Annotated in this window: 15 protein-coding genes; 7 read left to right on the forward strand and 8 right to left on the reverse strand. The window is 68.7% G+C overall.

Annotated features, from left to right (window positions below):
- Positions 1 to 242 (reverse strand): substrate-binding domain-containing protein (locus tag HY703_03480; protein MBI4544237.1); only part of this gene is annotated, 242 nt, incomplete at its 3' end.
- 170 nt (positions 243 to 412) lie between these two features.
- Positions 413 to 1,576, reverse strand: coding sequence for a hypothetical protein (locus tag HY703_03485; protein ID MBI4544238.1), 1,164 nt, complete (start codon positions 1,574 to 1,576; stop codon positions 413 to 415).
- 387 nt (positions 1,577 to 1,963) lie between these two features.
- On the opposite strand from HY703_03485, the gene HY703_03490 reads away from it, so the two are divergent.
- Together HY703_03490 and HY703_03495 are read left to right on the forward strand one after the other, a co-directional pair.
- The gene (locus HY703_03490; GenBank protein MBI4544239.1) at positions 1,964 to 2,449 is read left to right on the forward strand and encodes a MerR family transcriptional regulator; all 486 of its coding nucleotides are present in this window, start codon (positions 1,964 to 1,966) and stop codon (positions 2,447 to 2,449) included.
- A gap of 3 nt (positions 2,450 to 2,452) precedes the next feature.
- Positions 2,453 to 2,764 (forward strand): hypothetical protein, encoded by a 312-nt coding sequence (locus HY703_03495; GenBank protein MBI4544240.1) that lies wholly within the window; start codon positions 2,453 to 2,455, stop codon positions 2,762 to 2,764.
- Positions 2,765 to 3,370: 606 nt separating this feature from the next.
- On the opposite strand, the gene HY703_03500 is transcribed toward HY703_03495, so the two are convergent.
- The 3 genes from HY703_03500 to HY703_03510 are packed head-to-tail and all read right to left on the reverse strand — an operon-like array spanning position 3,371 to position 4,152.
- Positions 3,371 to 3,595 carry a type II toxin-antitoxin system MqsA family antitoxin gene (locus tag HY703_03500; protein MBI4544241.1) on the reverse strand — a complete coding sequence of 75 codons (225 nt, stop codon included), beginning with the start codon at positions 3,593 to 3,595 and terminating at the stop codon, positions 3,371 to 3,373.
- Positions 3,579 to 3,908, reverse strand: coding sequence for a DUF4258 domain-containing protein (locus tag HY703_03505; protein MBI4544242.1), 330 nt, complete (start codon positions 3,906 to 3,908; stop codon positions 3,579 to 3,581). Before HY703_03505 ends, HY703_03500 begins: the two co-directional genes overlap by 17 nt.
- 46 nt (positions 3,909 to 3,954) lie before the next feature.
- Entirely contained in the window at positions 3,955 to 4,152 is a 198-nt protein-coding gene (locus HY703_03510) for a hypothetical protein (GenBank protein MBI4544243.1), read from the reverse strand.
- Positions 4,153 to 4,485: 333 nt separating this feature from the next.
- Between HY703_03510 and HY703_03515 the strand changes: the two genes are divergently transcribed.
- Positions 4,486 to 5,076, forward strand: a complete 591-nt coding sequence (locus HY703_03515; protein MBI4544244.1) for a DUF4143 domain-containing protein — start codon at positions 4,486 to 4,488, stop codon at positions 5,074 to 5,076.
- A 113-nt stretch (positions 5,077 to 5,189) separates the two neighbouring features.
- Here the strand turns inward: HY703_03515 and HY703_03520 are convergent, their stop codons facing one another.
- The 3 genes from HY703_03520 to HY703_03530 form a co-directional block, all read right to left on the reverse strand.
- Positions 5,190 to 5,771: a Uma2 family endonuclease gene (locus HY703_03520; GenBank protein ID MBI4544245.1), complete on the reverse strand. Its 582-nt coding sequence runs from the start codon at positions 5,769 to 5,771 to the stop codon at positions 5,190 to 5,192.
- A 129-nt stretch (positions 5,772 to 5,900) separates the two neighbouring features.
- Positions 5,901 to 7,220 carry a PAS domain-containing protein gene (locus tag HY703_03525; GenBank protein MBI4544246.1) on the reverse strand — a complete coding sequence of 440 codons (1,320 nt, stop codon included), beginning with the start codon at positions 7,218 to 7,220 and terminating at the stop codon, positions 5,901 to 5,903.
- Between the two features lie 12 nt (positions 7,221 to 7,232).
- Positions 7,233 to 7,949 (reverse strand): response regulator transcription factor, encoded by a 717-nt coding sequence (locus HY703_03530; protein MBI4544247.1) that lies wholly within the window; start codon positions 7,947 to 7,949, stop codon positions 7,233 to 7,235.
- A 777-nt stretch (positions 7,950 to 8,726) separates the two neighbouring features.
- Between HY703_03530 and HY703_03535 the strand changes: the two genes are divergently transcribed.
- From HY703_03535 to HY703_03550, 4 genes are all read left to right on the forward strand, one after another.
- Positions 8,727 to 8,882 carry a hypothetical protein gene (locus tag HY703_03535; protein ID MBI4544248.1) on the forward strand — a complete coding sequence of 52 codons (156 nt, stop codon included), beginning with the start codon at positions 8,727 to 8,729 and terminating at the stop codon, positions 8,880 to 8,882.
- A gap of 200 nt (positions 8,883 to 9,082) precedes the next feature.
- A complete protein-coding gene (locus HY703_03540) occupies positions 9,083 to 9,370 on the forward strand; it encodes a metal-sensitive transcriptional regulator (protein MBI4544249.1) in 288 nt (95 codons plus the stop codon).
- Positions 9,371 to 9,715: 345 nt separating this feature from the next.
- Entirely contained in the window at positions 9,716 to 10,051 is a 336-nt protein-coding gene (locus HY703_03545) for a hypothetical protein (protein ID MBI4544250.1), read from the forward strand.
- The coding region (locus tag HY703_03550; protein MBI4544251.1) for a hypothetical protein at positions 10,048 to 10,445 on the forward strand (398 nt) is incomplete at its 3' end. The genes HY703_03545 and HY703_03550, both read left to right, overlap by 4 nt.

The raw sequence follows: 10,445 nt of genomic DNA on the forward strand, positions 1-10,445 counted from the left end.
GAGGCGTCGCTGATATCCGTCTCACCAGCGCAGAAGCGCTTGAAGCCGCCGCCCGTGCCCGAGATGCCCACGGTCACGCGCACGCCTGCGCCCGGCCCAGCCATGAAGTCCTCGGCCACGGCCTCCGTGATCGGGAACACCGTGCTCGAGCCGTCTATCTCGATCGAGCCACCCAGCCGCCCGCTGTCCGGCTCCTCACCTCGCTCGCCCCGGCACCCGGTCAGTGCTGCCCCGAGAGCCATGGCCAGCGCGGCTGCGGCTGCGACCTCAATCAGCTTCCATCGATTGATCCGCTGGCCCATGGTGCCTTCCCCTTTCCATAACCCGTTTGTCCGAACAGCCCTGACCGCGGACCGGGACACGGCCACGATCCGATCCCCTCCCTGCCCGACGCGCTGTCATGCGCATCGGTTCAGTAGTACAACTGCGCCTGCGCGCGGAAGGCGCTCGCGCTCTCGAACCGGTCACCCGCCGGCAAAAAGAAGTCCCAGTTGAACAGCAGCCGGTTGCGGCCATAGAAGTAGAAGTTGACGCCGGGCGTGAGCAGCAGGCCGTCATCGTCCTCCCGGTCGCGGTTCGGGTCGCCGTAGCTCAGCCGGAAGATCGGCTCGATGCCCTCCACTCGCCGGCCCGGCGCCCGCGGCCTGAAGTAGGCGACGACGGCCTGCCCGCCTACCAGCGACTCGTCCACCGCCAGATTGTCACCCACTACACCCTCGAGCATGAAGTGCAGCCCGGGCCGGCGCGGCTCGCCCCACTCGGCGTCGATGCCGAACACGGTGCCGGCCAGGTCATGATGGACCTCGCGGCCGTCCAGCCTGCCATCGATTCGCGTCTCGCGGCGGCTGACCGCCGCGCCAAGCAGATGTGTCGCTTCGCGGATCGGCTGGAAGCTGACGCGCGCCGCAATGGACTTGTCGTCATTGTCATCCCGGCGGTCCGCGCCGCCGCCGTTGAATACGCCCGCCTCGTAGCCCACGCGGCCCAGCCGGCCATGAATGGCCGCGCCCAGGTCGCGCTCGGCGTATCCCAGCACTTCCAGCATCTGCTGCTCCTCGCCCAGCACCAGCTCGCCGCGGAAGCTCGTGAACACGGGCGGCCGCGCCGCGCCCGCCGCCTCCTCCAAGGCCTCCTCCAGCCCGCGAATCCGGACCGCCCGCTCGATGGGCAGGATCAGTGTCGAGGAGCGGAGGAACAGCAGGCTGAACGGCTTCTTGAACTGGCCCACGCGCAATTGCAACGCCTCGCCGAAGCCAAAGTTCATGTAGGCGTCGGCCAGCCGCAGCCGGCCCAGCGCCAGGTCCGGCTGGATACGGCCCGAGATCCAATCGGCGACGGTCACATCGACCACCGGGCGGATGCGTCGCGTCTCGAATGTGGAAAAGGGGAGATCACCCGCCGGCTCGCCGGCCGGCGTCACGGCCTCCTCGTCCACACTGGTGGTGTTGAACTGGATCTGGGCGTAACCCGTCACCCGCACCCTCACGCCTTCCGCCGTCACGGTCTGCCCGGCGAGGCGCGCCGGCAGGCCGAACGCTGCGCCCGCGGCCACAACGCAGTTCAAGAGCCTCTGCATACGCGCTCCCCTTCAGGTTCACGCGAATGGGCTGGCCCGAGCCCGCCAGAGATGTAACGGGCGCGTGCACTGTGTCGGTGATGGGGGCGTAACGGTTTGGTAACAGCCGCAAGAGCGGCGGGTGCTGGGGAGGACTTCTCGGGCGGTCGGGGCCGCTTCAGCGGATCCCGCGGCTGGCTGGGTGCGTCGCCGCCACCGGGTACAGGGGAATGTGGAGTGGGCTTGACATTCCAGCTCCTGGAACCCTTACACTGGGCACCTGGTGGCCCAGGTGAAGCGCGCGCGGCACGGGATAGCAGAGCAGCGGGACCTCCGAGACGTCGGTAAAGGCTGACGACCTCGGGTACGACACGAATAACCGGTTCCGTCCGGCCACGAGGCATAACCATGGAACGACACGTCACCATCAAAGAAGCGGCCAAGCGCGTCGGCCTGCCGCCCAAGACCATTCGGTACTATGAAGACGTTGGGGTGATCCCAAGGCTCAAGCGTAACCGGTCGGCGCCCGGCGCCAACGGCTACCGAGTGTTCGGTGAGCAGGACATCCATCGGCTCCAGTTCGTGAAGCGGGCGAGGCGGCTCGGCCTGCCCTTGGCCCAGGTCAAGGAGCTTCTCGTCGCCACCGAACGGGGCTCTGGGGCGCCGCGGCTGCTGACATTGATCGAGCAGAGGCTTTCGGAAATCGACCAGAACATCGAGGAGCTACGATCCCTGCGGCAGGCGCTCGTAGACTTTCGGCGCCGCACTGAGGCGGCGGAGGAGCCGGTGCGGTCGTGCTGCGAACCCGTGTGCGGGCCTCTTACCTGCGAACCCGAAGACGAGAGCGCGCCGTTGGTGCGAATTGCCAATACCAGGCACCGGGATAGGAGGTAGCCCATGTTCAGAGAAAAAAGGCTTGCGCTGCTCCTCGTGGGCGTGATGGCGATTTTGGGAGCGGCGGCCTACGGCTTAGCCCGCCGGCAGCATACTGCGAACCCTGGGCCGTACGCTGCCGTGATCGAACGGTTGCACGAGATCAATCACCAAATGCGGGAGATGCACCACAGCTACCGGGCACGGCACCAGGGCGAGGAGGCCTTCGAGCGCTGGCACGAGCTGCTGCACGAGGAGAGGCAGCTCTTGCATAGCCTCCCCGGGGCGCTGGAGGGTGTGGCGCCTGAGCAGGCTGGCACGCAGGACACGCGGTAGGAGTCGACCTCTGCCCGCAAGGGGTGGTTCTTTGCTCCGCGCCGGTCGCTGGCTCGTCGGAGGGGCGGAGGCTGGACGTCCGCCACCGTCAACGCACAGGTTGTCAACGGGACCGCCGTCTCGCTGGCCGCGGACGCGTTCGATCGCCCTGCAAGCCTGCCCCCGGGCTATGTCGGCGCAGCGCAACCCCAGACGGTCCTGGCACACCTTCGCGCCCTGCCCGTCGAGTTCGCCGCGCCGCCGTCCCCGTTCGATGGAGCCTAGCCCGGCTGCAGCCCCACGGAGGCGTCAAGAGCGCCGGGAGGTGAACATGCCGCACACCGGAAGAGCAACCTGGCAGGCGAGGTCGCGGCTCCGGCTGCGATTCGTGGTCGGCGCCGCCACCACCGCGGTCCTGGGCGGCTCATGGGCCTGCGATCAGGCCGACGATCTCGGGCCCGCGTCGGAGTTCGTCCGGCTCCAGGCTCATTAAGCTGTCTTGTTCTGTTTCATTGAGGAGTTGCTCGCGGGGAAGTGCAGGATTTCGCCCCAGGCGCTCCAATGGAAACAATACGCGTCCCTCCATCACCAGCCCTCGGCTCTCACGCGACTCGCGAGAGGGCCTCGCTATGCCGCAAAGTCGAAGACAGGCGTCTGAATGACACGCGTCGGCGTTCGCGCCTCCCGGGCGATCTGGTGGAGGCGTTCCACGACCTCGGGTGAGAAAAAGCGCTCGCCGGTTTCTTCGTTCACCCGGGCAGGGACATGCTCGATCATGATGAGCCGGCCGTCCAGCTCCAAAGTGTACGTGACCAGGCGCTCGACCAACCGCTCCTCACTCGCTTTCGCCATTATCAGGCCTCCTACGCTCTTGAAAATCCGGGCTCCACAGGCTCGGGTCCGGCTCATACAAGGTCACGATCTTCACAATGGGGCGGGACGGGTGGCTGCATTGCATATGAATTGCCCGGCCGGCCGCGGTGAAGCCTAGAATCAAGCAGCTCGGACCATACTTGTCCTGGGGATAGTCCTCGATGACTTCTCCCGTGGCAATAGCCTCCCGGATCTCCTGTACGCCGATGCGTCGCAGGATGCTCTGATCGACCGCATGCTCCGAAAACTCGAACTGGTTCGCCGCAATCTTGCTCCGGATCTCCTCGAGCAGTCCCATCGCCGATGCTAACCACCCCGGGCCCGGGCCGCGCGCCCGATCAGCTCGTCAAGCTACTCGGCGCGGCCGGTCGCGTCGAAGCGCGCGAGTCGTACGCGTACTCGAGCTTCGGCGCCGGGCGCACCGGGCCGTGTGCCGCCAGCCCGGCGGGCGGGTTGTTCTTGCGCTTCGCGTCCTCGTGCCGGTAGTCGGAAACGGGCTGCCCGGCGGCCGCGGAGTTCGGATTCTTCTTCGGCATCAGATCCAGGACAGCAGCAATGAAGGAAGGCGAGGCCGCCAACAAAGATGCGCGGCCGGCCGGCGCGACGAAAGGCCGGGTCGTCGGAAGCGCCGTCGGCGGCCTCTTGGCAGCCGCGGTGGGCAAGAATACTTCATAGCGTGAATGCATTTCGCTCACCGGGTGAAACGACCGGCGCGGCGCTCTTGGCCAGGGCGGCGGAGGCGGCGCTCGCGGAAGCACTGGGCGTAGTGCCGGCTGTGGTCGTGATCGGGGCTCGTCAGACGGGGAAGAGCACGCTGGTTCAGAAGCTGCCGGAGCTGGTCGGCCGGCCGTACCTCACGTTGGACTCAGATGCTTGCCCGGATCGAAGACCTCGGGGACTTCCGCCGTCTGATGCGGGCCGCTGCCCTGCGTCTCGGCTCGGTTCTCAACCAGGCCGACCTGGCGCGCGACGTTGCGCTCTCACGTCCGACTGTGCACCGCTGGCTCAATTTGCTCGAGACATCCTTCCAGCTCGTGCGCCTGGGCGCCTACGCCGTGCACCGGACGAAGCGCCTGGTGAAGAGTCCGAAGCTCTACTGGTCGGATGTCGGCCTGGCGCGGCGTCTGGCGGGTGGCGAGCCGACCGGCGCGCACCTGGAGAACCTCGTCCTGGGCGACCTGATCGCGTGGCGCGAGCTCGTGACGCCACGGCCCGAAGTGCTGTACTGGCGCACAGTCAACCAGGAGGAGATCGATTTCGTGATCGAAGCTGGCCGCAGGCTGCTTCCCATCGAGGTCAAGGCGACATCGCGCCCCGCATACCGCGACGCCCGTCACCTCCTCACCTTCCGCGGCGAGTACGGTGCTGCCGTACCCTGCGGACTGCTGCTGCACACGGGCAGCGCGACCTTCTGGCTGGCTGAGGGGATCCTGGCAGCGCCGTGGTGGCGGGTACTTTGACGGCCCGCAGAGATCAGGCGCTCACCGCGTTCCCAACCAGTCGCTGAACGAGACGGTGAGGTCCGGAAGGGTGCGGGCGAGGACCAGTCGGCAATCCGCGGCCCGGCCGCTAATCAGTCGAGCAGTGCGAACAGATCTGCCAGCGGGAGGCGGAAGCCGGGAAGCACGGTTTCGCCATCGAGCTCTTCGTCCTCTCGCAGGACGCGTGCGGAGCCGTCGGCACGGTAGACGGCTGCGTACCGCGAGGCAGGGTAGATGACCCAGAGCAGCGGCACGCCAGCGTCGAGGTAGTCGCGGATGCGCTGGTGGAAATCGCGACGCTTGCGTTCGTTGCTCGGGCAGTAGATCTCGACGACGAGGTCCGGCACGATGCGGAAGTAATCGTCGGGAACGCCGCCGCTCTGGCGCAGCTTCTCGGCCGCCACGAAGGCCACGTCGGGCGCGCGGACGCGCTCCGGGTCGCGGGGCAGCGCGAGCCGGATCCAGGGATCCACGAAGACGCGCCCGAGCTTCCTCCGCTTGACGAAGGCGCGCAGCAGCGCTCCCACCTCGAGGATCAGCTCGGCGTGGGGAGGGTTGGCGCCCATCACCGGCACCAGCTCGCCGTCCACCAGCTCGTAGCCGCTGAGCGCCGGATCCTCGACGGGGATATGGGGCAGATCGTCCGCCCGCAGGCGTCGTGGTTGCGTGGCCATGGCCGCTCCGATCTTCCGTTGCCGCTTGCATTATAGACGGCGCCGCGCATGGGCGGCAATCAGCGCGCCGCCGCGGAGCGAGTCCATGGTAGGACGCGCCGGGAGGTCGCCTGCTTGCGAACGGCGTGCTCAGTGGGCGGGCAGGCGGATGCGGATCGAGGTGCCCTTCCCCAGCTCGCTCTGGGCGGCGACGTCGCCCCCCATGCGCTCGGCCAGGTGGCGGACGATGGAGAGCCCCAGGCCGGTGCCGCCCTCGGCGCGCGAGCGGGCGGGGTCCACGCGGTAGAAGCGCTCGAAGATGCGGGGCAGGGCATCGCCCGGGATCCCGCTGCCGGTGTCACTCACGGTGATGACGCACTCCGGCCCGCCGCCCGGATCCACCGGGCCGGCGCCGGCCGGCTCGACCTGCACCGTGATCTGCCCGCCGGGCGGCGTGTGACGCAGCGCGTTGTCGAAGAGGTTGGAGAAGATCTGGCGGAGCGCACTGGCGTCGGCCCGCACGGAGAGCGGCGGCGCATCCTGAAGGACGAGGCCGACGCGGGCGGCCCGGGCGCGCTCGTCGAAGGCGCTCCACGCCTCACGCGCCGCCTCCAGTGGGTCCAGGGGCCGGAGCTCCGGCTGCCAGCCGCCGGACTCGAGGCGAGACAGGTCCAGCAGGTCGTCCACAATACGCTGCAGCCGCTCGGCGTTGCGCTGGATGGTCTCGAGGAACCGCCGCCCGAGCTCGGGCGGCAGCTCGTCAGAGAGCAGCGTGTCCGTGTAGCCGCGGATGGCCGTGAGCGGCGTCTTCAGCTCGTGACTGGCGTTGGCGACGAAGTCGCGGCGCACGTCCTCGAGGCGGCGGATCTCTGTGAGGTCGACCAGCACCAAGATCGCGCCGCCCTGCGCCTCGGCGGCCGGCCGTGCGGCCACCAGCAGCCGCCGCTCCCCCAGCGAGAACTCCGCCGGCGCGACCGTTGCGCCGCGGGCGGCGCGCTCGAGCAGCGGCCGCAGCTCGGCGTGGCGGATGAACGCCGATACGGGCCGACCCTCCGCGCTGGCCGGCAGATCCAGAAGCATGCGTGCGGCGGGGTTGAGCCGCACCACGCGCCCGGAGCTGTCGAGCTGCAGGATGCCGTCGCCCGCGGCTTCGGCCAGCCAGGCGGCTTCCCGGCTCTCCCGCACGGCCGTCTCCAGCCGCTGCCGGAGCCGCTCCGTCAGGCCGAAAACCGTGCCCGCCAGGGCATGGACTTCTGCGATACTCGAGCCCGCGGGGACCGGCGCGGCCTCGTCCTGCTGCGCGAGCTGCCGCTGCAGGCGCCGCAGGGAGCCGACCAGGGGGGTGGCAAGGGTAACGGCGATGAAGAAAGCGCCCAGGAGGGCGAGGAGGCTGCCCGTGAAAAGGGCGAGCAGCGCCGAGCCCAGACCGGTGGCCAGGAAGAGCACGCGGATGGGAATACGTCGCCTCACCTTGCCCCCCGGTTACGCCTCGGGCCGGAAGCGGTAGCCGAAGCCGCGCACGGTCTCGATCCAGTCGCCGCCCGCGCCCAGCTTGCCGCGTAGCCGCTTGACATGCATGTCTACGGTGCGGGTCTCCAGCTCGACGTGCACATCCCAGGCGGCCTGCAAGAGCTGGCGCCGGCTCTGCACCCGGCCTCGCCGCTCGAGCAGCGTGACCAGCAGGCGATACTCAGTGGGCGTCAGCGAGACCTCTGCGCCGTCCGCCACCACGCGCATGGCGTTCACATCCACCAGTATCGGCCCGCCGCGCAGCAGCCGCGCCGGCCCCGCCATGGCCGGAGCCTGCACTCGCCGCAGCACCGCGGCCACGCGCAGCACCAGCTCCTGAGGGCTGAAGGGCTTGGTAACGTAATCGTCAGCCCCCAGCTCGAGGCCGCGAATGCGGTCCGCTTCCTCGCGCATGGCCGTCAGCACCACCACCGGCAGGTCAGCGGTTTCCGGCTGCCGCTTCAGCTCGGCCAGCACGTCGTATCCGGAGAGCCCGGGCAGCATCAGGTCCAGCACCAGGAGATCCGGCCGCTCCCGGCTCAGCGCTTCCAGCGCCTCCGGCCCGCCGGCCGCCGTGCGCACCCGGAAGCCTTCCCGGGTCAGGTGGTAGGCCAGCAGCGCGGCGATGTCAGGCTCGTCCTCCACTACCAGGATGCGGGCCGGCGCCGCCTTGATTGCACCCGTCGTCATACGCGCTCCCTGCTACACCCGCTGCAGCCGGACGCTCCGCCACGCTCCGCGGCGCCCGAGCCAAAGCGCCGGCGGTCCAACGCGTGACCATGTCCGGTCGTTGTGGGCGCTGGCACGATGGTATAGGTTCCAACGCGAGCGCCGCATGCGTAGAATTCTTGGCATCTGTAATGAATATGGGCAGGGATATCCGGGACAAGCGCATCCGGCGGTGGCTACAGGCTGTCACCGTCCTCCTCGGAGCCGCACTGGTGGCGGTGGAGGTCGGCGCCCCGGATCCCACCCGCATTCTTGCAGATCTGGCCACACTCGCGCCAGGGCCGGATCTGCTATCGAGGCATTCTCTCGACGCGGCACCTGACGCGCCGGGCGTCGCCGCCTGGCCTGCCAGCGGCGCTCCCATCGTCGACCCGCCGCCGCTCAAACGCAAACCCCCCGGGCAGCACGGGGCCCACTCCGGACGCTCGCCAGGCTCCGCTCTCGGGCACTATCGGTCTCAGGCTGCCCGCAGCCGCATCCATGCGGTAGCCCTCGCCTGCCTGGCCTTCGCCGCAGATCACGCCGCCGCCCGCGCAGGACGCATCTCCGCCAGATCCACCGCCCCTCCGCCGCCGCTCCTCTGACCCCGGGCTTCAGGCCCTCCGCACACCGGGTCAGCCCCGCCACTCGCCCGTAGGTGGGGACGGGGCTTGGTACGTCCGGGCCTGACTTCGCCCGGCAGCACTGCTTCCCTGTTTCCACAGCCAACGCAACCGCAGCGCAGCAGGAGGCTCTGCGATGTACAACTTCGCCTTCGTCGCCCAGACGCAGGATCCCCTCTGGCGCAGTATCATTGCCCAAATCCCGCATGACCCCGCGGCCTTTTTTGTCTACGCACTGCTGGCCGTTTCTCTTTACTTGCTCTGGCGAGGCAGCAGGCACAGGAAGACCTGAGGTGGCAAACGGGGCGTTATGCGCCTGCGCTCCATTTGATTCTCCCTGTTCCGGATGCCGGTGCAGCAGCCGGCGAAGGCAGTCGCAAGAGCTGCGTCGCGACGGTACGGATTTGCGACCCCTTGACAGCGCGTCGGCTTCGACTATACTGGGGGGGAGTATGCGACCAGGGAGGGACCATGCCGGCTCTAACCAGACCCATGCCGCTGCCCATCGCGCCCACGCTGACGCAGGAGGCCGCGCGGCGCCTGGCCCGGATCGAGGGGCAGGTGCGGGGGCTGCGCCAGATGGTGGCGGAGGACCGCTACTGCGTGGACGTGCTGCAGCAGATCGCCGCGGTGCACGAAGCGCTGCGCGGCGTGGGCAAGCTGATGGTTCAGAGGTACCTGGAGAACTGCGCCACGGAGGGGATCCGCTCGAACGATGCGGCGGAGCGGCAGGAGACGTACGAGGAGCTGCTCAAGGTGATCTACCGGTTTGTGCGATAGTACGTGCCCGCAATGGCTGTGACGAGTGCATCAGATGATCTCACGCGGAGCCGCGGAGAGCGGGGAGAACGCCGACGGCGATGAACGCTCCGCGTTCTCCGTGTCTCCGCGTGACCTGATGAAGGATGACGCAACACTCGAGTCGTCAGAATAACGATGTCGCAGTAATAGTGCACCCGTGCGCAATTACGACGGCGTAGCGGTTCACGGGCGAGCGCGCCGAGGACGCGGCGGCCGAACGGTGTTGGGGCATTCGCTGCCACTCGGCGCCCTCCGTGCAGTCGGCGGTGATTACGTCAGTTTCTGTGAAGCGATGCTTGGTGATGGGCACTACAGTGAGCGGTCATGCGCTTGACTGATTGGACGTTCGCGACCGTGCTGCTGGCCGCGGGCGCAGTGGCGGCGGCGGCGCACTGGGGTGCGGAGGGGGTGCGGGTGGGGGCTGACGCGGCCTCGGCCGGGGCGCTGACCATCTCGGTGCCGGGCATTCCCGGTCCGTATTGCGCGTATGGCATCGAGAAGCGGGTGCTGGAGCTTCCCTCCGTGGCGCGCGTGGAGCTGGATTGGGAGCGGGAAGAGATCCGGGTGGTGGGGCAGGAGGGTCGCGTTCTGACTGCGGCCGCGCTGCGCGCGGCGGTGGAGGCGTCCGAGTATCCCTACGACTACGCGATCCTCCCGTGAAAAAGCTCATAGCCGGCTCGACGGCACTGCTGGTCCTGCTCGCCGCAGCGGCGCTGCTCCTCTTTCGCGGGGCGTCTCCCGGCCAGAGTTGCCGCGCGGCTGCCTCCTGGGGCGCAGAGAGCGGGTTGAAGCTCGAGCACCCCATGGCCATCGGCTGGGGAGCGGGTTTGCTCTATGTCGCGGACGCGGAGCACGGCTCGATCAAAGTAGTCGACGGGGAGGGCTCCCTGATCGACGAATGGCCCGGCTTCTCGCGCCCGGTAGCCGTGGCGCCTGCGGGCGGCGCGGTGTACGTGGCCGACTTCCTGGCCGACCAGGTCGTACACCTGGATGCGGACGGCAAGGAGATTCGCCGCTGGGGGCGGCAGGGGCGGGGCGCGGCCGAATTCGACGC

It is taken from the genome of Gemmatimonadota bacterium (genome assembly GCA_016209965.1).
Lineage (GTDB): Bacteria > Gemmatimonadota > Gemmatimonadetes > Longimicrobiales > RSA9 > JACQVE01.

Excerpts from the sequence above, each read along its gene's own strand:
- HY703_03485 (MBI4544238.1), bottom strand. The coding sequence starts at position 1,576 with ATGCAGAGGCTCTTGAACTGCGTTGTGGCCGCGGGCGCAGCGTTCGGC.
- HY703_03490 (MBI4544239.1), top strand. The coding sequence starts at position 1,964 with ATGGAACGACACGTCACCATCAAAGAAGCGGCCAAGCGCGTCGGCCTG.
- HY703_03495 (MBI4544240.1), top strand. The coding sequence starts at position 2,453 with ATGTTCAGAGAAAAAAGGCTTGCGCTGCTCCTCGTGGGCGTGATGGCG.
- HY703_03500 (MBI4544241.1), bottom strand. The coding sequence starts at position 3,595 with ATGGCGAAAGCGAGTGAGGAGCGGTTGGTCGAGCGCCTGGTCACGTAC.
- HY703_03510 (MBI4544243.1), bottom strand. The coding sequence starts at position 4,152 with ATGCCGAAGAAGAATCCGAACTCCGCGGCCGCCGGGCAGCCCGTTTCC.
- HY703_03515 (MBI4544244.1), top strand. The coding sequence starts at position 4,486 with ATGCTTGCCCGGATCGAAGACCTCGGGGACTTCCGCCGTCTGATGCGG.
- HY703_03520 (MBI4544245.1), bottom strand. The coding sequence starts at position 5,771 with ATGGCCACGCAACCACGACGCCTGCGGGCGGACGATCTGCCCCATATC.
- HY703_03530 (MBI4544247.1), bottom strand. The coding sequence starts at position 7,949 with ATGACGACGGGTGCAATCAAGGCGGCGCCGGCCCGCATCCTGGTAGTG.
- HY703_03535 (MBI4544248.1), top strand. The coding sequence starts at position 8,727 with ATGTACAACTTCGCCTTCGTCGCCCAGACGCAGGATCCCCTCTGGCGC.
- HY703_03540 (MBI4544249.1), top strand. The coding sequence starts at position 9,083 with ATGCCGCTGCCCATCGCGCCCACGCTGACGCAGGAGGCCGCGCGGCGC.
- HY703_03545 (MBI4544250.1), top strand. The coding sequence starts at position 9,716 with ATGCGCTTGACTGATTGGACGTTCGCGACCGTGCTGCTGGCCGCGGGC.